Raw genomic sequence first — 22,769 nt, 5'->3', positions numbered from 1 at the left:
GGAGGCGGCTCTGCTGGTGTCAAGAGCGGCTTTAGTCCAAACAGAGTCCCATTTTGGCCGTTCATTCGTGCCGGGTTGTGTTTCGCAGTACTGCCGATACTATCGGCGGTATGGATCGTGCCTGGGGGATGCCGGGTCGTCCGGTAGCGGAGCGGGTGGCCGCGCTGCTCACCGAGATGACCCTGGCGGAGAAGCTGGCCCAGCTCGTCGGCGTGTGGGTGGGGGTGTCCGAGGTGGCGGCCGAGGTCGCCCCGGCCCAGCACGAGTTCGCCGAGTCCCTTCCGCCGTGGGACGAACTGACCAAGTCCGGGCTGGGCCAGCTGACCCGCGTCTTCGGCACCGCCCCCGTCGATCCGGCGCACGCGGCCAGGGCGCTGGCGCGGACCCAGCGCCGCCTGGTCGCGAACACCCGGCTGGGCATCCCGGCGATGGCGCACGAGGAGTGCCTCTCCGGCTTCACCGCCTGGCGGGCCACGGTGTTCCCGGCGCCGCTGGCCTGGGCGGCCGCCTTCGACCCCGGCACGGTGCGGTGGATGGCCGAGGCGGTGGGCCGCTCGCTGGCCGGGGTCGGCGTACACCAGGGCCTGGCCCCGGTGCTGGACGTGCTGCGCGATCCGCGCTGGGGCCGGACCGAGGAGACGCTGGGGGAGGACCCGTACCTGGTCGGCGTGCTCGGCGCGGCCTACACCGGCGGCCTGGAGTCGGCCGGGATCGTGGCCACTCTCAAGCACTTCGCCGGGTACTCGGCCTCCCGCGCCGGCCGCAACCACGCCCCGGTGAGCATGGGGCCGCGTGAGTTCGCCGATGTGGTGCTGCCGCCGTTCGAGCTGGCCCTGCGCGCGGGCGGGGCGCGGTCGGTGATGCACTCCTACGCCGAGGTCGACGGCCTGCCCCCGGCGGCGGATCCGGCGCTGCTGACCGGACTGCTGCGGGAGACCTGGGGCTTCCAGGGCGTGGTGGTGGCCGACTACTTCGGCATCTCCTTCCTGGAGACCGCGCACGGCGTGGCCGGTTCCGCCGGCGAGGCGGCGGCGCTCGCGCTGGCCGCGGGGGTGGACGTGGAGCTGCCGAGCGTGCGCTGCTACGGCGAGCCGCTGGCCGGGTTGGTGCGCGCCGGCGTGGTGCCGGAGGAGCTGGTGGACCGCGCGGTGACCAGGGTGCTGCGGCAGAAGTGCGAGCTGGGCCTGCTGGATGAGGACTGGGATCCCGAGCCGCCCGCGCTGCGCCAGGACCGGCCGGTGGACCTGGACCCGCCGGAGCTGCGCACGCTGGCCCGCACCCTGGCCGAACGCTCGATCGTGTTGCTGGCCAACGACTCCGGCCTGCTGCCGCTGCGCGAGCCGGGGCGCCTGGCGGTCGTCGGGCCGTGCGCGGAGGAGGTGCTCGCCCTGCTGGGCTGCTACTCCTTCCCCAGCCACGTCGGCACCCAGCACCCCGAGGTCCCGCTGGGCATCGAGGTCCCCACCCTGCTGGCCGCGCTGCGCACGGAGTTCCCGGACACCGGGATCCGTTACGCCCCAGGCTGTGCCGTCACCGGCGCGGACCGCTCCGGCATCCCGGCCGCGGCCGCGCTCGCCGACGCCGCCGAGGTGTGCGTGCTGGTCCTCGGCGACCGCTCCGGCCTGTTCGGCCGTGGCACCTCCGGCGAGGGCTGCGACGCCGCCGACCTGGCCCTGCCGGGGGTGCAGGCCGAGCTGCTGACCGCGGTGCTGGACACCGGGACGCCGGTGGTGCTGGTCCTGCTCGCCGGCCGCCCCTACGCCCTCGGTGGGGACGCCGAGCGGGCCGCGGCCGTGGTGCAGGCCTTTTTCCCTGGACAGGAGGGCGCGGTCGCGGTCGCGGGCGTGCTCAGCGGCCGGGTGAACCCCTCGGGCAAGCTGCCCGCGCAGGTCCCGCACGGCCCCGGCGGACAGCCGGCGACCTACCTGCGCCCCCGGCTCGGCGGACCGGGGCCGGTCAGCTCCGTGGACCCTACTCCGCGGTTCCCGTTCGGCCACGGCCTGTCCTACACCAGCTTCGAGTACCTGGCGGGGCACGCGCAGACCGAACTGCCCAGCGACGGCGAGATCGAGGTGTCCTGCCGGGTGCGCAACACCGGCGCCCTGCCCGGCGCGGAGGTCGTCCAGCTGTACCTGCACGACCCGGTGGCCTCGGTGACCCGGCCGGTGCGCCAGCTGGCCGGGTTCGTCCGGGTGCACCTGGACCCCGGCGAGTCGGCGCGGGTCCGTTTCCGGCTGCACGCCGACCGGACCTCCTTCACCGGCCGCGACGGCCGCCGGGTGGTCGAACCCGGCGAGCTGCACCTGCTGCTGGGCTCCTCCAGCATCGACATCCGGTGGCAGGCCACGGTGCGGGTCACCGGCGAACCCCGGTACCCCGGCCCGGACCGGGTGCTGGTGACCCCGGTGTGGCTGGATGCGCAGGAGGCCACCGGTCTGCCGGACAGCCACCGGCGCGACTGACCCCCGCGGCGCCCGTCTGGTCGAGCAGCACGGCAGCCTGCTCCCTGGCCACCGTGGCGAGCAGGCCGGGCAGCCCGGCGAACCCGGCGACCGCGCGGGCGCACGGCCGGCAGGCATGCAGGTGTCCTTCGTAGTCCCGGCGCTCGGTGTGGGACAGCGCGCCCAGCAGGTAGGCGGCGTCCCAGTCCCGGTACGGGTCGGCTGGTGGCGTCACCGGCTGGTCAGCCCCTTCTCCCGGAGGGCGTGGCGCAGCGCGCGCAGGCCGTAGTGCAGGCGGGAGCGCACGGTGCCCTGCGGCACGGCCAGGTCCACCGCGAGTTCGGCGACGGAGTGCCCGAGGTAGAACGCGCGGATGATGACCGTGCGCTGCTCGGTGGTCAGCTGGGTCAGCACCTCGGTGATCACCCAGGCGTCCAGCACCGAGTCGGTCTGGTCGGGGCGCGGCGGGTCGGGCACCCTGGCCGCGCCCACCTCCCGCCGGGAGCGCGCGCTGCGGCGTTCGTCGATGACCACGTTGCGCGCCACCCGGAACAGCCAGGCCCGCGCCGCCGACTCGCCCTGGTCCAGCACCGCGGGGCTGCGCCACAGCCGCAGCAGGCTCTCCTGGACGACGTCCTGGGAGAGCTGTTCGTCGCCGGTCATCCGCAGCGCGAAGCGCCACAGCGCGGGCGCGTGCCGGTCATGCACCAGGCGGAGCAGCTCCGCCGCCGTGCTGCTCACCTCAGGAGTCCCAGATCGCGCCGTAGGCCGGAATCCCTTGTGCCTCAAGGGACTCGACCAGGTGCCAGGTGGTCTTCCGGTTGGAGATGCAGATGACGGCCTCCGCGCCGGACTCCCGGTGCGCGCGCAGCGCCAGCTCGACCAGGTCGGGCTTGCCGTCGCGGTCGGTGTCCCAGATGACCGCCGCCGGCTGCACGGACCCGATCTCGGCCACCAGCGCCTCGCCGTAGGTGCGCACCGGGTTCCTGGTCGACCACACCAGGCGGGCCGGGGTGTCCCCGGCGAGCAGATGCGGCAGGCACGGGCCGATCCCGCTGCCGGTGGCCACCCACACCACGCCGCGGAAGAGCCGGTCGATGTTGCCGACGCCCGCGGTCGGGATGCCCTTGACCCACAGGTGGGTTGGCCGGTCGTCGACCAGTGCGCCGGTCCAGTCGCCCGCGCGGGAGATGGTGAGCCGGAAGCCGGAGCGGCCGGGTGCGGGCACGTTGGCGAAGGAATGCCACTCCAGCAACGGGTTCCGGCTCACGGCGGTGGAGGACCCGGCGAACGGGGTGACGCCGTGGTCGAAGGCCACCAGGGCCACGTGCGGGGACGGCGTGCTGATCCGCACCGGCACCCGGCGCAGCCGCAGCCACGGCAGCGCCACGCTGGTCACCACCACCAGCAGGGCCCAGAACGGCGCGGAGCCGAGGAAATCCCGGCCCCGCGCCTCGGCCAGCGCGGCCGCGTGCGCGGTGAAGAGCAGGAGCAGTGCCCAGCCGCCGAAGCGGTGGCAGCGCTCGAACAGGTCGTGCCGGGCGGCGCGCAGCTTCGGCAGCGCGAGCACCACCATGGCGGCCAGCAGCGCCGCGATGGCCCAGGTGCAGGCCAGCAGCGAGGTGGGGCCACCGCGGGCGGTGAGCACCCAGGCCAGCACGGCGAACCAGGCCGTGCCACCGATCGCGGCGCCGACGTGCAGGCCGCCGAAGTGGTAGACCTTGCCCAGCGTCCACCGCACCCGCAGCGGCCAGTGCTTCGGTGCGCTGGTGGCCAGCCGGAACAGCAGGTTGATCACGTGCTGCTGGCGGATCAGCACGGCCAGCAGCAGGTTGCCGAGCACCAGCCACACCAGCACATCCAGCTCGGCGCGCCAGTCAGTGGCCAGCGCCGCCACCAGATTCGCCAGCAGCACCGCGGCCAGCAGCCGGTTGTGGTGGGTGAACGGCCTGCGCCGCAACCGGGCGCGCCAGCTCGCCGGGGCGGGGGCCAGTACCGGGGCGGCGCTCACGCGACGGTCTCCGCCCGCTGGCCGGGCAGCCGGGACAGCAGCGCCCGCCGGTCCACCTTGCCGCGCTCGGTCAGCGGCAGCCGGTCCACCGGCACGATCAGCGCGGGCACGCAGTAGTAGGGCAGCTGGGCGGCCACCGAGCGGCGGACCGACTCCGGCACCGCGGTGGCCGGGCTGACGAACCCGACCAGCCCGCCCTGGTGCAGCACCGTGCTGGCCCGCCGGCAGCCGGGCGCGCGTTCCAGCGCCGCGGTGACCGCGTCCAGCTCGACCCGGAATCCCTTGACCTTCACCTGGTCGTCGGTGCGCCCGTGGTGTTCCAGCTCGCCGTCGGTGGTCCAGCGGACCAGGTCGCGGGTGCGGAACATCAGGCCACCGCCCAGGAACGGGTCGGGGCGGTAGCGCTGCGCGGTGAGGCCGGCGTCGCCGAGGTAGCCGCCGGTGACGCAGGCGCCACCGGCCCACATCTCGCCGATCTCGCCGATCCGGCACGGGTTGAGCGCCTCGTCGAGCACGTAGACGGTGGTGTTGGGCACCGGGCGGCCGATGGTCAGCCTGCCGGTGACCGGGTCGTAGCGCTGCACGGTGTTGACGATGGTGACCTCGGTGGGGCCGCAGGCGTTGTGGAAGACCGCGGTGCGCGACCAGGCGCGGGCCAGCGCGGGCGGGCAGCGCTCACCGGCCACCGCGACCACCCGCACCAGCGGGCAGTCCCTCGGGTCCACAGTGGACAGCACGCCGGGGGTGGCGATCAGCGCGGTCGCGGTGCGGGCCGCCGTGGTCGCCTCGCCGCCGCGCACCAGCACGCAGCCGCCGTTGGCCAGCGTGCCCAGCACCTCCCACACGGCCATGTCGAAGGCGATGTTGAGCAGCTGCGGCACCCGGTCGCCGGGGCCGACGCCGAGCGAACCCGGTGCGGTGAGCAGGACATTGCACAGGTTGGCGTGGCTGACCCTGACCCCGTTGGGCCTGCCGGTGGTGCCCGAGGTGAAGATCACCACCGCGGTCTCGCCGCACTGGGCGGGCAGTGCCGCGGTCGCGGCGGGGTGGTCGTCGATCGTGATCACCGTGCCCAGGCCGGCAGGCACCAGTCCCCGGTGTGCCGAGGTGGTGAGCACGGCCTCGATGCCCGCCACCGCGGCGATGTGCCGCAGGTGTGGCGGCGGGGTGAGCCGGATGTCCTGCGGCACATAGGCCGCGCCGGCTTTGAGCACCGCGAGCATGCCGACCACCATGGCCACCGACCTGGTCAGGAAGAGCCCGACGTGCGCGCCGGGGCGCACCCCGTGCTCGATGAGCAGCCGGGCCAGCGCGGTGGCCCTGTGGTCCAGTTCGGCGTAGGTCACCGACTCGCCGAGGTGCTCCACGGCTGGGGCTTGCGGGCAGGCCGCGGCCCGCGCCTGGATCGCGTGGTGGACGCGGGTGAACGGGACTGGTGTGCGTGGCCCCTGCCCGAAGCGGTCGAAGAGCACGCGCTCGTGCGGGGGCAGGCCGCGCAGGGCAGGGGATTCGACGATCGGGGTCACTCCGGATCCTTTCGCCAGGCCGGTGGTCACCCCGTCTGAACGAGACAGGTCGGGTGAATGTTCAACTAAATCTGCGGAAATCGTTGCCGGGCTTGGAAGTTGGCCCGGTCGTGGTCGAACGCGGCGTCGAACGCGAGTCGAACGGAAGAGTCCACAATGGACTCCAGGGCGCTCAGGAGCCGGGGCGGCGGCGGTGCGCGCTGGCGCGTTCGGTCAGCCGCGGCGGCAGCAGGGTCAGCGCCGGTGGCCGGACCCCGGCGAGCCGGGCGGCGAGCAGGTCGACGGCCCTGGCGCCCAGTTCCTCGGCAGGCAGGTGCACCGAGGTCAGTCGCGGCCTGGCCCGCTCGGCCAGCTCGTCCGGGCAGATGGCCACCACGGACAGGTCAGCCGGCACGTCGCGGCCGAGTTCGCGCAGGCAGGTCAGCACCGAGGGCAGGGCGCCCTCGTTGTGCACCACCAGCGCGGTCAGCCGGGGCTGCTCCCGCAGCAGGGCGGTCACCGTGCGCCGCACCGACGGCAGCTGCTCGTCGGTCGCCCTGGTCAGCACCGAGACGCCGCGCCGGATCGCGGCCGCGGTGAAGCCTGCCATGGTGCGGTGCGCGTAGCCGGTGTCGCGGTGGTAGACCAGCTGGGGCGAGCCGAGTAGGGCCACGCAGTGGTGCCCGAGGTCGGCCAGGTGGTCGAGGCACAGTGCGCCCGCCGCGGTGAAGTCCAGGTCCACACAGGTCAGTCCGGTGGGGTCGACCGGGAAGCCGATCAGCACCGAGGGGCGGTCCATGGCGCGCAGCACCGGGGCTCTGGCATCGCGCAGTTCCACGTCCAGCACCACCAGGCCGTCCACGCCGCCGCGCTGCACCGCCTGGCCAAGGCCGTCCGCGCCGGTGTCCGCGGTGAGCAGCAAAACGTCGTTGCCGTGCCGGTGCGCGGCGGTGGTCACCGCGCTGACGAAGCGCATCAGCACCGGCAGGTGGGTGCCCGCGCGCAACGGCGCGACCAGGCCGAGAACGCCGGTCCGCCGCGCCGCGCCGCGTGGCGCCTGCTGGGTGAGGTAGCCGAGGGCGCGGGCGCTCTCCTCGACCTTGGCCCTGGTGGCCGGGCTGATCGCGCGCTTGCCGGAGAGCACGTAGGACACCGTGCTCGGGGCGACGCCGGCCCGCCGGGCCACGTCCGCGATGGTGGCCAACCCGCCCTCCTCGTCACCGCCGTTGGTGCTCTGGGACGGTACGGCCGGGCCGGGGCTCCGGCTAGGGCCAACCGTCTTGCGAAGGCCCTCCGGCAAGACGGTTTCCAGCCGGGCGGAGCCATTTCGACAATTCGATTCGAAGGCAATCGAAATGGGTCATATACGTGATGGGAGAATTCAGCGAATCGGCATGTTGACAGCGGGTAAATGCCTCATTACGCTGCCGGTTGCAGCATTTGTTGTCATTATCATTTACCGCCGCTGATTCTCATTCATCGCAGTGGCCGCTGTCTTTTTCCGCTTCGGCGGCCACCGTTCACGAGAGGAAGCAGATGTCCCGGACATCCGTACGCGACCGGCGGGCTCCCTGGTCTGCCGCACTGGTCGTCGCGCTGGCCGTCACCGGTGTGGCGGCAGCCGCGCCCGCCGCCTCGGCCGCTCCGTTCGACCTGGCGGGCTGGGCCACCCAGGGCGGCGGCACCACCGGCGGTGGCGGCGCCACCCCGGTCACCGTCAGCACCGCGGCCGCCTTCACCGCCGCGGTCAAGGCCACCGGTCCCGCGGTGGTCCGCGTCACCGGCGCCATCGCCCTGTCCGGCACGGCCGCGGTCAGCTCGGACAAGACCATCATCGGGGTCGGCTCCGGCGCCGCCATCACCGGGCACGGGCTCAACATCTCCAGGTCCGCCAACGTGATCGTGCGCAACCTGAACTTCAGGAACTGGGCCGACGACGCGATCAACGTGCAGTACTCCACCCGGGTGTGGATCGACCACAACAGCTTCGCCAGTGGCAAGGACGGCGCGGTCGACATCAAGCGCGCCGCCGACCTGGTCACCGTGTCCTGGAACAAGTTCTCCAGCCACGACAAGACGATGCTGCTCGGGCACAGCGACGACAACGGCGGCGAGGACCGGGGCAAGCTCCGGGTGACCTACCACCACAACTTCTTCGACGGCACCGGTCAGCGGCACCCCAGGGTGCGCTTCGGCAACCCGGTGCACGTCTACAACAACTACTACGGCGGCGTCACCAGTTACGGCGTGGCGGCCACCAAGGAAGGCGGCGTGCTGGTCGAAGGCAATTTCTTCGAGAACACCAAGGACCCGTTCCACCTGGGGGAGGGCAGTTCACCCGCGGGCACGCTGGTGGCACGGAGCAACCATTTCGTCAGCTCCGGTTCCGGGCAGACCGGCGGCAGTGTGCGGAGCATTCCCTATTCGTATCCGCTGGACCGCGCGAGTGAGGTGAAGACGATCGTCCGGAACGGGGCAGGCCCAGGGCGCATCTGAGCGCCTGCCCAGGCGCTCCGGGGCCGGCGCGGCGCTCGCCCGCCGTCCCCGGAGCGCCACCGCGTCCCTCGCCGAGAACTCACCGGAGGAGCCATGAGCACACCCCTGAGCCGCCGCGCCTTCGCCAGGCTCACCCTCGCCCCGGCCGCCCTCACCCTGCTCGGCGGCGGCGCGGCGCACGCGGCCGCCACCCCGGCGGAGCCGGCACGCGGCGAGGTGCTGCGCGCGATGGGCCGGGCCGCGATCTTCCTGGACCGGGAGGTCTCCTACCGCGGCGGCTACCTGTGGAGCTACCTGCCCGACCTGTCCGCCTCCTGGGGCGAGCTGGCGGCCCGGCGGAGCATGTGCTGGGTGCAGCCACCCGGCACGCCCTCGGTCGGGCACAGCATGCTCGACGCCTACCACGCCACCGGCGCGGCGGAGTTCTACCGCGCCGCCGAGCGCACCGGACTGGCGCTGGTGGCCGCGCAACTGCCGGTGGGCGGCTGGAACTACGTGCACGACTTCGCCGGGACCGCCGCGCTGCGCCGCTGGTATGAGACCGTCGGCGGGAACGGCTGGCGGCTGGAGGAGTTCCAGCACCACTACGACAACGCCACCTTCGACGACGCGGGCACCTCCGCCGCCGGGCAGCTGATCCTGCGGCTGTACCTGGAACGCCGCGACCCCCGGTTCAAGGCGGCGCTGGCGCGGGCGATCCGGTTCGTGCTCGCCGCGCAGTTCTGCGGCGGCGTGGCCGACGGCGGCTGGCCGCAACGGTTCCCTTCCTTCGCCGGCTCGGTCTCCCGCACGCACTGGCCCACCGAACGGCCGCCGTGGCTGCCTGCTGACGTGCGGCACGGCATGGAGGACGGCGAGTACACCCGGCACGTCACCTTCAACGACGACGTGCTCGGCGAGAACATCAAGTTCCTGCTGCTGTGCGCCAGCACGCTGCGCCGGCCGGACCTCCTGGAACCGGTGCACCGCGCGATGCGCTGCCTGCAACGGATGCAGCAGCCCGGACCGCAGGCGGGCTGGGCCCTGCAACACCTGTCCAGGGCCGCGGGCGGCCGCCCGGCCGGGACTCCGGCGGGCGCGCGGTCCTACGAGCCGAGGGCGCTGGCCACGCACACCACGCAGACCAACATCCGCCAGCTGTTCCACTACTTCCGGCTCACCGGCGACCGCTCCTACCTGGACAGGGTGCCCGAGGCGATCGCCTGGCTGGGCAGCTGCCCGCTCACCGGGCGACAGCTGGCGGAGAACCCCTTGCTGGCCAAGCGCACGCACCCGACGTTCGTGGAGCTGGGCACCAACCGGGCGCTGTTCGTGCACCGCTTCGGCAGCAACATCCGCAACGGCGCCTACTACACCGACCACGACCACCGGGACACCCTCGGCCACTACTCCGCGGGACGGGCCATCGACCTGGACGGCCTGCGGCGCACCTACGCGGAGCTGAACTCGTTGAGCGGCAAGGAGATCGCCGAGCTGCGCGCCCGCTCCCCGCTGACCCCCGGCACGCCGATCCCGGTGCCACGGCACTTCTCCGTGCGCGAGCTGGAGCTGACCGACCTGTTCCGGGACGCCGATCCCGCCCTGCCCACGGTGCCCGACGCGGAGGCCGCGGCCCTGGTGCGCGACCTCGGCGGCAAGGACCACTGGCTCACCCCGGCCGAGGCGGCGACCAACCCGTTCCAGGGGCGTCCGCCCGCGGATCCCTTCCACGGCAAGGACTTCATGAGCACCCATGTCGGCGACCGCTACGACACCTCGCCGTTCCCGCCCGCCGACCGGCCCCTGGTGATCAGCACCGGCGCCTACGTGGCGAACATGGCCAAGCTGATCGCCTGGGCCGACCGATGAGGGCAGCGGTGCACACCAGCGCCGAGCCGGTGACCCCGCGGGTCAGCGGCGGCCCGCTCAGCGCCGCACGCGCCCGAACACCTCCGCCTCGGCCATGTTCAGCTCCCGCGGCTGGTCGGTGGCCAGCCACACCCGCACGTAGCGCCCGCGCGCGGGCAGGCTGATCTCGGTCGGCCTGCCCGCCTGCGCCGGCTCGTGGCGGCTGGTCACCCCCGGCGCGCGCAGCGCCTCGGCGAGGGTGTCCGGGAAGGGCTGCGCGGAGACCAGCACGTGGTAGTCGGCCAGGCGTTCGGCGCAACAGTCCACCCGGTTGTGCACCCGGACCGACTCGATGTCGGCCACCGCGCCCAGGTCGACCTGCCACCACGGTCGCGGCTCGGCGCCGGAGGTGGTGGAGAAGCTGAACAGGTCGCCGTCCACGGACTTCCCGGCGGCGTAGTCGGCCGAGTAGTCCGAGATCTGGGTGGCCGGCCGGCCTGCCGAGAGGTTGCGCAGCGGCGGCAGGCCGAGGAACTCGTCATGCCGGGCGCGCACCCGGTCCAGGAAGACGTCCAGCACGCCGTCGCCGATCCGCACCACGCCCTCGACCCGGTTCTCCCCTGGCACCGAGCGGATCCGGTTCGCCTTGGCGGCCAAGGCATCCAGCCGCTCCCGCGCCGCGGCGGCGGCCCGCCGGTCGCCGGCGCCGATCGCGTCCAGGGTGTCCAGGCCCGCGCCCATGGCCCCGGCCCACAGCTCGGTGGCGGCCAGCCAGTTCGCCGCGTCGTCCAGGAACCCCAGGTCCGCGACGGTGGCCCTGATCACCGAGGGCGCCGCGGTGATCCGCCGGACGTGCCCGCGCAGCGCGCTCGCCGCGCCCGGAGCGCCTGCCCAGAACGCGTCCACCCTGGCCTGGAGTGCGGGGGCCTGGGGCTGCCACGGTCGGCCGAAGGTCGGGGCGAGGTGGTTGAGGTCGAAGAAGTCCAGCAGTGCCCTGACCCCGGCCGGATTGCCGCCCGCGAGCTGGGCCGCGGCCGCCCGCCAGCTGCGGTCGCGGTCGTAGCCGTGGTCGTGCCAGGAGAAGTCGGCCATGGTGAACACCGCGACCTTGCTCGCGGCGGCCTGGTTCATCGGGTTGGCCACGATGCCGGCGAGGTGGCCGGACAGGCCGGGCTCGCGGTGGTCGTAGGGCGCGAGCAGCAGCCGCCCCGCGGCCTGGCCGAAGTCGTTGACCGGGTAGTTGTCCCAGGCGAAGACCTTGCGCCCGAACAGTTCCGAGGCGCGGCGGGCCTGGTCCACGGTGATGCTGGGCGGCACCACGTCGGTGCCGGTCCACATCACCAGCACCGCGGGGTCCAGGGTTGAGCGGAGCACCTGCTTGTACTCGGTGTCGGTGAGGTCGCCGTACTCGGTCGGCACCATCTGCAGCGGGTGCGTGCCGGGGTGGGCGGCCAGGAACCCGCGCTGGAGGTCGTTGAGCAGCCCGACCTGGGCCACCCCCGCCGCGCGGCGCCCCGGTTCGCCGTAGGCCGTCCGGTCGGCAGCGCAGTTCCACCGGGTGTAGCTGATGTCGTCGAGTGGAATGGAGAAGGCGCGCACCCCGAGGTCGTACATGGCCTGCAGCTTCGCGGCGAGCGCGGCGCGGTCCCCGGCGCTGGAGTAGCAGATCGAGGTGCCGGGGGAGAGCGCGTAGGTGAACCGGACGTGCTGCGCCGCGGCGGCCTTGACCAGCTCGCCCAGCTGGGCCAGCCGGTCGGCCGGGTAGGGCTCGCGCCAGCGGTCGCGGTGGTACGGGTCGTCCTTGGGCGCGTAGATGTAGGTGTTGGCCTTGACCTGGCCGTAGAAGGCGAGCTGGTCGAGGCGTTCCTGGTGCGTCCACGGCGAACCGTAGAAGCCCTCGATGGTGCCGCGCAGGGCCATCGCGGGGAAGTCGCTGACCGCGGCGCCCGCGATGCGCGCGCGGTGCCGGTCGCCGGTGAACAGCTGCCGCAGGGTCTGCACGGCGTAGTACTGGCCTGCCGGGTCCACCCCGCCGAGCGCGACGGAACCGCGCCGCGCGAGGACGGTGAGCGCGCTGCCCTCCGCCCGGCTGGGGACCGGGGTCGAGCCGAGGGCGGCGGCGACATCCGGCCGGTCGGCCGGTCCCAGGTGGAAGGTCAGCGGCGCGCGCCCCGCGGTGTCGATGTGCCGGACGCCGTGCTCGCGCAGGGTCCGCTCCAGCAGGGCGCGGGCGGCCGGGTCGGTGCGCTCGTCGACCACCAGCCGCACCCGGTTGCCGACCGGGAGATCCGGTCCGCTGCGCTGGATCTGTTGCGGCGCGGGGGAAACCTGGGGGAGTGCGGCGGCAGCCGGCGCGGCCTGGGCCGGGGCGGCCGGCACCCCCAGTGGCAGCGTCGCGGCGAGCAGGAAAGACACCGTTCGGCCGAGCAACTGCATGCGGTCTCCAGACAAGCGGGGGCGGCGGTGTGCTCCAGTATGGCCCGTGGCCGGGGCTTTTCCGGTGCTACCAACGTGTGGGGGCAGTGGTCCGGTCTACGGGTTCCCAAGCTGGGCCGGACTGGCTACCCTCCAAACTGGGAGCGCTCCCAGAAACCCTGATGCTCGATCCTCAAGGAGGAGGACAGCATGGCGCAGAACAGATCCGGCCGCCCCCTGCTCGCCAGAGCGCTCGTGGTGCTGAGCGCGGTCGGCGCGCTGCTGGCCGGGCTGCTGACCGGCCTCGCCCAGGCACACGGCTCGGCCACCGACCCGCCCTCGCGCAACTACGGCTGCTGGGAACGGTGGGGCAAGGACTTCCAGAATCCGGCCATGGCCACCAGGGACCCGATGTGCTGGCAGGCCTGGCGGGCCAACCCGAACGCGATGTGGAACTGGAACGGCCTGTACCGGGAGAACCTCAAGGGCAACCACCGCGGCAACATCCCGGACGGGCAGCTGTGCAGCGGCGGCCACGCCGAGGGCGGCCGGTACAACTCGATGGACACCGTCGGCGCGTGGCAGCCGGTGAACAAGCCACGGCGGTTCACCCTGACCATCACCGACCAGGCCCGCCACGGCGCGGACTACCTGCAGGTGTACCTCACCAAGCAGGGCTTCAATCCCGCGACCCAGGCACTGGGCTGGGACAACCTGGAGCAGGTCGCCCAGACCGGCCGCATCGCACCCAACGGCACCTACCAGGTCGGCGTTGACGCGGGCACCCGGACCGGGCGGCACCTCGTCTACACCATCTGGCAGGCCAGCCACCTGGACCAGTCCTACTACTTCTGCAGCGACGTCAACTTCACCGGCTGAACCGGGGGTGGCGCGCGCGATGCGGGAAATCGTTGACCGGGTCGTGCGCGCCTGCCCCGCGGCCGGGGAACCGTGGCTGGTGGCCGACAACGGGTGGGTGCGGGTGCACGCCGGGCGGATCGCGCTGGCGGACTACGTGCTCGGCCCGGCCGAGCCCTATCTGCACCCGTTGCGCACCACCGCGGGCGAGCTGGTGACCGGCCCCGGCGGCCTGCGGTTCTCCGCGGCCGAGGTCTCCGGCGAGAACGTCTGGGGCGGCCGCACCCCGCCCCTCGGTGGGGGCATGACGCGGCACGTTCGCTGGGAGCGGGTCCGCTGCCACGGCGGCCGGGCGGAGCTGTGGCACTGGCTGGACTGGCGGACCCGGCCGGGGCAGCGCTGGCTGGCCGAGGACCGCGCCATCGAGGTGGACCAGGTGGACCCGGCCGAGGGGTTCCTGGCTGCTCACCTGGAAAACCCGGCTGCACAACACGAGCGGACGGCGACTCCGGTGGGGCGGCCCGCACTGGCCAGGCATCCGTTCCTTCAATCCCGCCGCCGCCTTCACCGCCACCGGGGCCAGCGCGCCGTGGCGGGCTTTCACCGGAGTGCACCAGGAAAGCGGGCGGCGCTCCACCGTGGTCCTCCTCGACCACCCCGACAACCCCCAGGCGCCGCTGCTGATCGAGCCGGAGGCCCGGCTCGACCTGACCCACCACGTGGTCATCGCCGACGGGCACTGGGATCCGGCACGCATCGAACGCTATCTCGCCCGGCGGGTGGCTCCCCGCTGGCCGGCCTAGGTGGCGCGCCTGCCGCCGCGTAGCTCCACTGTGGACTGTGGCCGCCAGTCCACTTCGGACGGTGTGTCGCGGTCGGCGGTGAGCCTGCCGTCGATCACCGCCAGTGGGGCGAGTTGCAGGCAGGAGGCCTGGCCGAATCGGCAGGAGTAGAGGATGTGCGCCCGCTTGTCCTGGGTGAGCACCGAGCCGTGGCGGCCGGGAGCGTTGTCCCCCAGGCGGATTCCCGGTTCGGCCAGCAGTGGTCCGGACTGCGGGAACCAGGTCCGCAGGTCGTGGGAGCGGTACACCGGCAGGCCGCGGTCGCCGCTGGTGATCATCCAGTAGTGGCCGCCGAAGCGGAACACGCTGGGCGCGCCCTGGCCCGGCGAGCACACCGAGCGGCTGACCGGGCGCCAGGTGCTCAGGTCGGTCGAGTCGGCCGCGTGCACGCCGCCGTCGGGCACCGTGTACCACATGCGCCAGGTCTGGCCGTCGGGCAGCGGCCAGACCGCCGCGTCCGCGCAGCCCTCGCCGGAGAGTTCCAGCTCGCGGTCGAAGCGCCAGTTCACCAGGTCCTGCGAGGTGTAGTGCAGGATGTGGCCGCGGCCGGCGCGGGCGGCCCGCCCGCCGGCCACGTGGCTGACGTAGAGGTGGTAGGTCCCGCCGTGCCAGATGACCTCCGGCGCCCAGAAGCTGTTGCGTCCGGAGTGGACGGTGTCCAGGCCCTTGGGCGCGCCGCGGTACTCCCAGCTGCGGCCGCCGGTGGAGCTGGTCGCGATGCCGATGGTGGCGCCGCGCGGCGAGGTGGCCGCGGAGTAGAGCACGCACCACTCGCCGGCCGCGCGATGGTAGACGACCACCGGATCGGTTGCGCCGCCGTGGATCGGATCGCGGAACAGTGGCGCGTCCGCCTGCGCGATCGCGGGCACGGCGACGGTTCCGCCGGGCTCGCTCAGGGCCAGCAGACTGCTCCCGGCACCGTTGAAGTAGCGCACCCCTTGCCAGGACCGGGTGTCCAGCCCGCTCAGCGGCGCGCTGGTGCCCCTGAGGTTCAACCCGGGGCGGATGGTCCAGGACACGACTGACCTCCGGCAGGGTGCTGACTGGGCACCACTTGTTAACGCTAACATTGGTCCGCCCCCCGGTCAACACACACCACCCCCGTGTTGGCCGTTGTGGACGGTCTGTTGGCCGTTGTGGACGGTGCGTTGGCCGGAATGGCGTACCTCCCGTACCGCTTGGGCCAACTGGTACGCCCACTGTGGCCAAACCGGCGTACCAGTTGGCCCAACTCGCCGGGCTAGTCGTGTGGCGAGGTTCCGTCGGCTGGGAGGTGCACGTCGAGCTTGCCGCGCATGCCGAACCGCTGGGCCTGGCTTGGCGGCAGGGTGCGGAGGTCGGCCTGCGTCAGGTGGCTGAGGTCCCCGGCCCGGAGCCTGGCCAGCTGCTCGCCGGTGTGTTCCGCCGCGGCCAGCGCGCCATCCCGCCATCCCGCCAGCGCTGTTCCCAGTCGGCCAGTCGGTCCCGCTTCAGCCGGAGGGCGGCCCGGTAGAACTCGTCCAGGGCCGCGTGGTCACCGGACTCGATCCGCTGTCGCAGCACCAGGAAACCCTCGATCGCCAGGCCCAGGCCCCGCCGTCCGCGGCGATGATCTCCCCGTCGGTGCAGGCCCTGGGGTCGCGACGCAACCGGCGCAGCTCGTCGAGGGCACTCACGGCCTGGGAACCTTCCTCACCGCGCTGTGGATCAAGCCCGCTGGAAATCGCTTTCCAGAGTTGCCTCGGCGCGCCTGAGGAGTCAAGACAGCGCTGATGTCCTGCTCTGGCAACGAATAGTCGAATTCGAATCGAACAGGCGTGGGCCGCGCACCACTGCTCGGCCAGGCCGGCGAAGTGGCTGTTCGACGACCGTGGTCGAAACTCGTCGAATCGCGGATCAGGTAGCAAGGTTGCCGGAAAGTCCTTGCTGGCGCGGTGTTGACGTGGTTCCGGGGTGGCCGTAGCTTCCCTGTCGAAGCGCTTCGATTCGACGGTGAACCACGGTTTTCCTGGAGGACATCGATGTTCCGGCGAGTGCGGATCGTGGCGCTGTGCGCCTTGCTGTTGGTGGCCGCCGGCTGTGCCGGCTCCGGGGACTCCGAGGCGAACACCCTGGAGGTCTGGCACTACGAGGCGCCCAACAGTGCCATGGGCGTCGCCTGGCAGCAGGCGATCAAGGAGTTCGAGGCCGGCCATCCCGGGGTGCAGGTCCGCTTCCAGGAGAAGGGCTTCGAGCAGATCCAGAAGACCGCGCCGATGGTGCTCAACTCCCGTGAGGCGCCGGATGTGCTGGAGTACAACAAGGGCAACGCCACCACCGGGTTGCTCTCCCGGCAGGGCCTGCTCACCGACCTCAGCGAGGAAGCCGGGAAACGCGGCTGGGACAAGCTGCTCGCCCCCGGCCTGCAGACCACCGCGAAGTACGACGAGCGCGGGGTGATGGGCTCCGGCAAGTGGTTCGGCGTGCCGAACTACGCCGAGTACGTCACCGTCTACTACAACCAGGACGCCTTCCGGCAGCGCGGGATCGCCGTGCCGGCCACCCTGGCGGAGTTCACCGCGGCGATGGACACCTTCGTTGCCGCCGGGGTGACCCCGCTGGCGGTGGGCGGGGCGGAGTACCCGGCCCAGCACATCCTCTACCAGCTCGCGCTGAGCAAGGCCGACCGCGGCTGGGTGGACCGCTTCCAGCGCTACACCGGCCCGGTCGACTTCCACGACGCCGCCTGGAGCCACGCCGCGGAGACCTTCGCCGAGTGGGTGCGCAAGGGATACCTCAAGAACACCGCGGCCGGGGTCAAGGCCGAGGACATGGGCGCGGCCTTCACCCGCGGCGAGCACCCGATCATGATCTCCGGCAGCTGGTGGCACGGCAGGCTGGCCAAGGAGGTCACCGGCTTCGGGTGGAGCACCTTCCGCTGGCCCGGCAACAAGCTCAGCGCCGGATCGGCCGGCAACCACTGGGTCGTGCCGCAAGGCTCGAAGAACAAGCAGCTGGCCTATGACTTCATCGACATCACCATGCGCAAGGGCATCCAGAACAAGCTCGCCGAGGCAGGCGCCATCGCGGTGGCCGCCGACCCCGCGCCTGCCGCCGACGCGCGCACCAAGGTGCTCAACGAGGACTTCGCCGCGCTGGTGCAGGGCGACGGGCTCGCCTTCTACCCCGACTGGCCGGCGCCCGGCTACTACGACGCCATGGTGTCCGGCACTCAGAAGCTGATCACCGGCGCCGCGCCGCCGCACCAGGTGCTGACCGAGCTGGCCAAGCCGTACCAGGAAAACCTGGCCACGGTCGGCAGATGAGGACCCGCGCCTACTGGCTCTACCTGATCCCCGGCGCCCTGCTGTTCCTGGCGGTGATCCTGGTGCCACTGGTGCTGAACCTGGGCCTGAGCCTCACCCGCTGGTCGGGGGTCGGCGATCCACAGTGGACCGGACTGGACAACTACCAGCGGTTGTTCGCCGACAGCACGTTCTGGGCCTCCTTCCAGCACAACATCGGTCTGGTGCTGGCCATGGCGGTCCTGCCGACCCTGCTGGGCCTGGTGCTGGCGGCCACCCTGTTCGACATCGTGGGCAAGCGGTTCGGCCCGCGTACCGCGAGCGTCATCCGCGCCTGCCTCTACCTGCCGCAGGTGCTGCCGATCGCGGTGGCAGGCATCGTGTGGAGCTGGATCCTGGCCGCGGAGAACGGCGCGCTCAACGAGATCCTCACCGGTCTCGGCCTGGGCGCGCTGGCCCAGGACTGGCTGGGCAACCCGGAATTGGCGCTCTACAGCGTGATGGGCGTGCTGGTGTGGGTGCAGCTGGGCTATCCGGTGGTGATCTTCATGGCCGGGTTGCAGCGGGTGGATCCCGCGCTGTACGAGGCCGCCGACCTCGACGGCGCGTCCTGGTGGCGGCGGTTCTGGCACATCACCGTGCCGCACATCCGGCCGGAGAGCTACGTGGTCCTGTTGACCTGCACCATCGCCGCGCTCAAGGTCTTCGGCCCGATCTACGTGCTCACCAGGGGCGGACCCGGCGGGGCGACCACGGTGCCCTCCTACTTCAGCTTCCAGAACTTCTTCGAGCGCACCCAGGTCGGCTACGGCGCGGCCATCGCCACCGTGCTGTTGGTGCTCATCCTGGCGCTGACCGCGGTGTTCGTCCGGGTGCAGCACCGCGGCGAGCGGGCGGGGGCGAGCGCATGACCCAGCGGATGACCCGGCGCCGGATCGGCTGGCCCGCCACCGCGGTGCTGCTGTCCCTGCTCGTGCTGGCGGTGGCCATGCTGGCGCCGTTCGTGATCGTGGCGCTCAACGCGGTCAAGACGCCGGCGGAGTACGCCGCCGACGGCCCGCTGAGCCTGCCGGACGGGCTGCACCTGGCCGGGATCATCGAGTTCTGGCAGCGGGTGGACTTCGGCGGCAAGCTGCTCAACAGCTTCCTGATCAGCGGCGCGGTCGCGGTGCTGGCCGTGCTGGTCTCGGTGTGCAACGCCTACGCGCTGGGCATCGGCCGGGTGCGCGGGCGGGTGTGGATCGTGGTGCTGTTCCTGATCGCCAACACCCTGCCGCAGGAGGCGCTGGTCTACCCGCTGTACTACCTGTTCAAGGAAGTCGGCCTGTACGACACCCAGCTCGGTGTGATCATCGTCTTCACCGTGATCCAGGCGGCCTTCGGCACCTACCTGCTGTCCTCGATCCTCGGCGAGTTCCCGCGCGAGATCCTGGAAGCGGCCCGGATCGACGGCGCGAACTCCTGGCAGGTGCTGATCAGGGTGGTGGTGCCGGTCAGCAGGCCGACGCTGGGCGTGCTGTTCGTGTTCTTCTTCATCTGGACCTGGAACGAGTTCTTCCTGCCGCTGGTGCTGCTGGTGTCCAACGAGACCCAGACCGTGCCGGTGGCACTCGGTGTGCTGCAAGGGCAACGCATGATGGACGCGACCACCACCAGCGCCTCCGCGCTGCTGGGCCTCATCCCGGCGGTGGCGTTCTTCCTTCTCTTCCAACGAACTCTGACCAGGGGACTGACCGCGGGAATGGGCCGATGAAGTTCAGCGACGGCTACTGGCTGCTGCGCGACGGCGTGCGCGCCGAGCACCCGGTGCAGGCCCACGACGTGACGCCGGGGCCGGGCTCGCTCACCGTGCACGCGCCCACCACGCGGGTGCGTCACCGCGGCGACCTGTTGAAGGGTCCGGTGGTCACGGTCGGCCTGACCGCGCCGATGCCGGGGGTCATCGGCGTCACCATCACCCACTTCGCCGGGGAGCAGCCGAGGCAGCCCAGGTTCGAGCTGGCCGTCGCCGGCAGCTCGGCCGGGCCGGACGACTGGGACTCAGTGTCCATTGTGGACGATGAGGCGGTGCTCAGCTCCGGCGGGCTGTCGGTGCGGGTGGCCCGCGGCAGGCCGTGGTCGCTGGACTTCATCGCCGAGGGCAGGGTGCTGACCTCCAGCGGTGACAACGGCATGGGGTTCATGACCACCGGCGACGGCGGGCACCACGTGCGCGAGCAGTTACGGCTGGCGGTGGGCGAGCTGGTCTACGGGCTGGGGGAGCGGTTCGGGCCGCTGGTGAAGAACGGCCAGGTGGTCGACATCTGGAACGCCGACGGCGGCACCGCCAGCGAGCAGGCATACAAGAACGTGCCGTTCTACCTGAGCAGCGCGGGCTACGGCGTGCTGGTCGACCACCCGGGGCTGGTCTCCTTCGAGGTGGGCTCGGAGGCGGTGTCCAAGGTGCAGTTCAGCGTCGAAGGCCAGTCGCTGCGCTACTTCCTCATCCACGGCCCCACGCCCAAGGAGGTCCTGCGCCGCTACACCGCGCTGACCGGGCGGCCCGCGCTGCCACCGGCCTGGTCCTTCGGGCTGTGGCTGTCCACCTCCTTCACCACCTCCTACGACGAGCAGACCGTCACCGGTTTCCTGGACGGCATGCGCGAGCGGGACATCCCGCTGAGCGTGGTGCACTTCGACTGCTTCTGGATGCGCGAGCTGCACTGGTGCGACTTCCAATGGGACCCGCGTACCTTCCCCGATCCCGAGGGCATGCTGGCCAGGCTCAAGGCGCGCGGGCTCAAGGTGTGCGTGTGGATCAACCCCTACATCGCCCAGCGTTCGGCGCTGTTCGCCGAGGGCCAGGCCAGGGGCTACCTGCTGCGCAGGCCCAACGGCGATGTCTGGCAGTGGGACCTGTGGCAGCCGGGCATGGCGCTGGTGGACTTCACCAACCCGGCCGCGCGCCGCTGGTACGCCGAGAAGCTGGGCGCGCTGCTGGACCAGGGCGTGGATTGCTTCAAGACCGACTTCGGCGAGCGGGTGCCCACCGACGTGGTCTACTACGACCGCGCCGACCCCGAGCGGATGCACAACTACTACAGCTACCTCTACAACCGCACCGTCTTCGAGTTGCTGCGCGAGCGGCGCGGCGAGGGCGAGGCGGTGGTCTTCGCCCGCTCGGCCACCGTGGGCTGCCAGCGGTTCCCGGTGCACTGGGGCGGGGACTGCGAGTCCTCCTTCGAGGCGATGGCGGAGAGCCTGCGCGGCGGGTTGTCTCTTGGCCTGTCCGGGTTCGGCTTCTGGAGCCACGACATCGGCGGCTTCGAGGGCACCCCGGACCCGGCGCTGTTCAAGCGCTGGATCGCCTTCGGGCTGCTGTCCTCGCACAGCCGCCTGCACGGCAGCTCCTCCTACCGGGTGCCCTGGCTCTTCGACGAGGAGTCCACCCCGGTGCTGCGGTTGTTCACCAGGCTCAAGGCCCGGCTGATGCCGTACCTGTTCGCCGCGGCGGTGCAGGCGCACACCGAGGGCGTGCCGGTGCTGCGGGCGATGGCGCTGGAGTTCCCCGGCGACCCGGCCTGCGCCCACCTGGAACGGCAGTACCTGCTTGGCGACGACCTGTTGGTGGCCCCGGTGTTCAGCGCCGACGGCGAGGTCTCCTACTACCTGCCCGAGGGCACCTGGACCGATGTGCTGACCGGCGAGGCGGTGCCGGGCGGGCGGTGGCTGCGGCGGCGGTACGACTTCCAGTCCCTGCCGCTGCTGGCCCGGCCCGGCTCGGTGATCCCGTTCGGCGCGGTCGAGGACCGGCCGGACTACGACTACGCCGAGGGCGTGACCCTGCACGTGCACCAGTTCGCCGACGGGACGCGGGTGCGCACCAGGGTGCCGGAGGTCACCGGCGCGACCGCGGCGGTCTTCGACACCGCGCGGATGGGGCGCACGGTCATGGTGCAGGCCGACCGGGAGGTCACCGGCTGGCGGGTGCTGCTGGTCGGGATCGGCTCGGTGCGCTCGGTCGACGGCGGGCGGATCGCCGCGCACCCGCACGGCACGCTGATCGAGGCGGCGAGCCCGGTGGTCACGGTGGTCCTGGGGAGCGACGATGATCAAGATCACTGACGTGGCGCGGCACGCCGGGGTGTCGCCGAGCACGGTGTCCTACGTGCTCAGCGGCAAGCGGTCGATCTCGGAACAGACCGCGCGCCGGGTGGAGGAGAGCATCCGGGTGCTGGGCTACCGCCCGCATGCCGGGGCCAGGTCGCTGGCCGGCAGCAGGGCCAAGGTCTTCGCACTGGTGATCCCGTTGCGCAGCGGGGTGCATGTGCCGGTGATGATGCGCTTCGTGGCCGCGGTGGCCACCGCCGCCCGGCGGCACGACCACGACGTGCTGCTGCTGACTCAGGAGGAGGGCGCCGAGGGACTGCGCCGGGTCGCCCGCTCCGCGCTGGCGGACGCTTTTGTGCTGATGGACGTGCAGTTGCACGACGAGCGGCTGCCGGTGCTGCGGGAGCTGGACCGGCCCGCGGTGCTCATCGGCCTGCCCGCGCGGGACTACGGCTTCACCTGTGTCGACCTGGACTTCGCCGCGGCGGGAGAGCGCTGCGTGCGGCACCTGGCCGGGCTGGGGCACCGGGAGATCGTGCTGATCGGCTCCCCGCCGGAGGTCTACGCCAGGGAGACCGGGTTCGCCGCCAGGGTCAGGGACGGCTTGCAGCGGGCGGCGGGCCGGCTGGGCGTGCGCACCACGGTCTGCCCTTGCGCGGCCGACCCCGAGGCGGCCCGCGTGCTGGCCAGGGCGGTGCTGCGGGAACGTCCCGAGGCCACCTCGCTGGTGGTGCACAACGAGTTCGTGCTGGATTCGCTGCTCGCCGAACTCGGCAGGGCCGGCGTGCTGGTGCCCAGGGACCTCTCGGTGCTGGCGCTGTGCCCCGACGAGCAGGCCGAGCGCGCCGCCGTCCCGCTCACCTCGGTCGCCATCCCCGCCGAGGAGCTGGGTGAGCGGGCCGTGCAGCTGCTGGTGGCCAAGCTGGAGGGCCACGAACCACCCAGGACCGCGCTGCTGCCACCCCGGCTGACCGAGCGGGCCAGCACCGCGCCCCCGCGCGCCTGAAACCCTGCCAGAGCAA

The 22,769-nt window shown here is 72.3% G+C and carries 17 protein-coding genes and 1 pseudogene; 11 read left to right on the top strand and 7 right to left on the bottom strand.

Features of this window, described 5'->3' with window-relative positions; translation table 11 throughout:
- The first annotated feature begins 110 nt into the window (after positions 1-110).
- Entirely contained in the window at positions 111-2,462 is a 2,352-nt protein-coding gene (locus tag MZC64_RS44825) for a glycoside hydrolase family 3 N-terminal domain-containing protein (RefSeq protein ID WP_247765819.1), read from the top strand.
- Positions 2,463-2,672: 210 nt separating this feature from the next.
- Here the strand turns inward: MZC64_RS44825 and MZC64_RS44820 are convergent, their stop codons facing one another.
- From MZC64_RS44820 to MZC64_RS44805, 4 genes are all read right to left on the bottom strand, one after another.
- A complete protein-coding gene (locus MZC64_RS44820) occupies positions 2,673-3,182 on the bottom strand; it encodes a sigma-70 family RNA polymerase sigma factor (RefSeq protein ID WP_247765818.1) in 510 nt (169 codons plus the stop codon).
- 1 nt (position 3,183) lies between these two features.
- Complete coding sequence (locus MZC64_RS44815) at positions 3,184-4,452, bottom strand: hypothetical protein (RefSeq protein WP_247765817.1); 1,269 nt, start codon at positions 4,450-4,452, stop codon at positions 3,184-3,186.
- Positions 4,449-5,978: an amino acid adenylation domain-containing protein gene (locus MZC64_RS44810; protein WP_247765816.1), complete on the bottom strand. Its 1,530-nt coding sequence runs from the start codon at positions 5,976-5,978 to the stop codon at positions 4,449-4,451. The genes MZC64_RS44815 and MZC64_RS44810 overlap by 4 nt, the downstream gene beginning before the upstream one ends.
- Positions 5,979-6,150: 172 nt before the next feature.
- Positions 6,151-7,161 carry a LacI family DNA-binding transcriptional regulator gene (locus MZC64_RS44805; protein WP_247765815.1) on the bottom strand — a complete coding sequence of 337 codons (1,011 nt, stop codon included), beginning with the start codon at positions 7,159-7,161 and terminating at the stop codon, positions 6,151-6,153.
- Positions 7,162-7,493: 332 nt separating this feature from the next.
- On the opposite strand from MZC64_RS44805, the gene MZC64_RS44800 reads away from it, so the two are divergent.
- Both MZC64_RS44800 and MZC64_RS44795 read left to right on the top strand, forming a co-directional pair.
- Entirely contained in the window at positions 7,494-8,453 is a 960-nt protein-coding gene (locus tag MZC64_RS44800) for a polysaccharide lyase family 1 protein (RefSeq protein WP_247765814.1), read from the top strand.
- A gap of 93 nt (positions 8,454-8,546) precedes the next feature.
- Positions 8,547-10,301 (top strand): pectate lyase, encoded by a 1,755-nt coding sequence (locus MZC64_RS44795; RefSeq protein WP_247765813.1) that lies wholly within the window; start codon positions 8,547-8,549, stop codon positions 10,299-10,301.
- Positions 10,302-10,358: 57 nt separating this feature from the next.
- Here MZC64_RS44795 and MZC64_RS44790 read toward each other — a convergent pair whose 3' ends face one another.
- Positions 10,359-12,716: a beta-N-acetylglucosaminidase domain-containing protein gene (locus tag MZC64_RS44790; protein WP_247765812.1), complete on the bottom strand. Its 2,358-nt coding sequence runs from the start codon at positions 12,714-12,716 to the stop codon at positions 10,359-10,361.
- Between the two features lie 189 nt (positions 12,717-12,905).
- Here MZC64_RS44790 and MZC64_RS44785 point away from each other — a divergent pair, with 189 nt between their 5' ends.
- The 3 genes and pseudogenes from MZC64_RS44785 to MZC64_RS49245 all read left to right on the top strand — a co-directional run bounded on the left by MZC64_RS44785 (position 12,906) and on the right by MZC64_RS49245 (position 14,356).
- Positions 12,906-13,574: a lytic polysaccharide monooxygenase gene (locus MZC64_RS44785; protein WP_247765811.1), complete on the top strand. Its 669-nt coding sequence runs from the start codon at positions 12,906-12,908 to the stop codon at positions 13,572-13,574.
- Positions 13,575-13,593: 19 nt separating this feature from the next.
- Positions 13,594-13,938: pseudogene (locus MZC64_RS49250) on the top strand (DUF6807 family protein); the annotation flags it as partial.
- Positions 13,939-14,014: 76 nt separating this feature from the next.
- Positions 14,015-14,356, top strand: coding sequence for a DUF6807 family protein (locus MZC64_RS49245; protein ID WP_374205895.1), 342 nt, complete (start codon positions 14,015-14,017; stop codon positions 14,354-14,356).
- On the opposite strand, the gene MZC64_RS44775 is transcribed toward MZC64_RS49245, so the two are convergent.
- Both MZC64_RS44775 and MZC64_RS44770 read right to left on the bottom strand, forming a co-directional pair.
- Positions 14,353-15,414, bottom strand: coding sequence for a glycosyl hydrolase (locus MZC64_RS44775; RefSeq protein WP_247765809.1), 1,062 nt, complete (start codon positions 15,412-15,414; stop codon positions 14,353-14,355). The genes MZC64_RS49245 and MZC64_RS44775 overlap by 4 nt on opposite strands.
- A 328-nt stretch (positions 15,415-15,742) precedes the next feature.
- A complete protein-coding gene (locus MZC64_RS44770; RefSeq protein WP_247765808.1) occupies positions 15,743-15,937 on the bottom strand; it encodes a hypothetical protein in 195 nt (64 codons plus the stop codon).
- Between the two features lie 458 nt (positions 15,938-16,395).
- Here MZC64_RS44770 and MZC64_RS44765 point away from each other — a divergent pair, with 458 nt between their 5' ends.
- Genes MZC64_RS44765 through MZC64_RS44745 form a run of 5 tightly spaced genes read left to right on the top strand, consistent with a single transcriptional unit; the run spans position 16,396 to position 22,753 of the window.
- Positions 16,396-17,679, top strand: coding sequence for an ABC transporter substrate-binding protein (locus MZC64_RS44765; RefSeq protein ID WP_247765807.1), 1,284 nt, complete (start codon positions 16,396-16,398; stop codon positions 17,677-17,679).
- Positions 17,676-18,569 (top strand): carbohydrate ABC transporter permease, encoded by an 894-nt coding sequence (locus MZC64_RS44760; protein ID WP_247765806.1) that lies wholly within the window; start codon positions 17,676-17,678, stop codon positions 18,567-18,569. The genes MZC64_RS44765 and MZC64_RS44760 overlap by 4 nt, the downstream gene beginning before the upstream one ends.
- Positions 18,566-19,411: a carbohydrate ABC transporter permease gene (locus MZC64_RS44755; RefSeq protein ID WP_247765805.1), complete on the top strand. Its 846-nt coding sequence runs from the start codon at positions 18,566-18,568 to the stop codon at positions 19,409-19,411. The genes MZC64_RS44760 and MZC64_RS44755 overlap by 4 nt, the downstream gene beginning before the upstream one ends.
- Positions 19,408-21,762 carry an alpha-xylosidase gene (gene yicI, locus MZC64_RS44750; RefSeq protein WP_247765804.1) on the top strand — a complete coding sequence of 785 codons (2,355 nt, stop codon included), beginning with the start codon at positions 19,408-19,410 and terminating at the stop codon, positions 21,760-21,762. Before MZC64_RS44755 ends, yicI begins: the two co-directional genes overlap by 4 nt.
- Positions 21,746-22,753: a LacI family DNA-binding transcriptional regulator gene (locus MZC64_RS44745; RefSeq protein WP_247765803.1), complete on the top strand. Its 1,008-nt coding sequence runs from the start codon at positions 21,746-21,748 to the stop codon at positions 22,751-22,753. The genes yicI and MZC64_RS44745 overlap by 17 nt, the downstream gene beginning before the upstream one ends.
- Positions 22,754-22,769 lie beyond the last annotated feature (16 nt).

The sequence above is a fragment of the Crossiella sp. S99.2 genome, assembly GCF_023094165.1.
Taxonomy (GTDB): domain Bacteria; phylum Actinomycetota; class Actinomycetes; order Mycobacteriales; family Pseudonocardiaceae; genus Crossiella.
The sequence above is the reverse complement of the archived record's forward strand: the minus strand, read 5'-3'. Positions and strand labels throughout refer to the sequence as shown.

Excerpts from the sequence above, each read along its gene's own strand:
- MZC64_RS44755 (WP_247765805.1), top strand. The coding sequence starts at position 18,566 with ATGACCCAGCGGATGACCCGGCGCCGGATCGGCTGGCCCGCCACCGCG.
- MZC64_RS44785 (WP_247765811.1), top strand. The coding sequence starts at position 12,906 with ATGGCGCAGAACAGATCCGGCCGCCCCCTGCTCGCCAGAGCGCTCGTG.
- MZC64_RS44745 (WP_247765803.1), top strand. The coding sequence starts at position 21,746 with ATGATCAAGATCACTGACGTGGCGCGGCACGCCGGGGTGTCGCCGAGC.
- MZC64_RS44765 (WP_247765807.1), top strand. The coding sequence starts at position 16,396 with ATGTTCCGGCGAGTGCGGATCGTGGCGCTGTGCGCCTTGCTGTTGGTG.
- MZC64_RS44825 (WP_247765819.1), top strand. The coding sequence starts at position 111 with ATGGATCGTGCCTGGGGGATGCCGGGTCGTCCGGTAGCGGAGCGGGTG.
- yicI (WP_247765804.1), top strand. The coding sequence starts at position 19,408 with ATGAAGTTCAGCGACGGCTACTGGCTGCTGCGCGACGGCGTGCGCGCC.
- MZC64_RS44760 (WP_247765806.1), top strand. The coding sequence starts at position 17,676 with ATGAGGACCCGCGCCTACTGGCTCTACCTGATCCCCGGCGCCCTGCTG.
- MZC64_RS44790 (WP_247765812.1), bottom strand. The coding sequence starts at position 12,716 with ATGCAGTTGCTCGGCCGAACGGTGTCTTTCCTGCTCGCCGCGACGCTG.
- MZC64_RS44800 (WP_247765814.1), top strand. The coding sequence starts at position 7,494 with ATGTCCCGGACATCCGTACGCGACCGGCGGGCTCCCTGGTCTGCCGCA.
- MZC64_RS44795 (WP_247765813.1), top strand. The coding sequence starts at position 8,547 with ATGAGCACACCCCTGAGCCGCCGCGCCTTCGCCAGGCTCACCCTCGCC.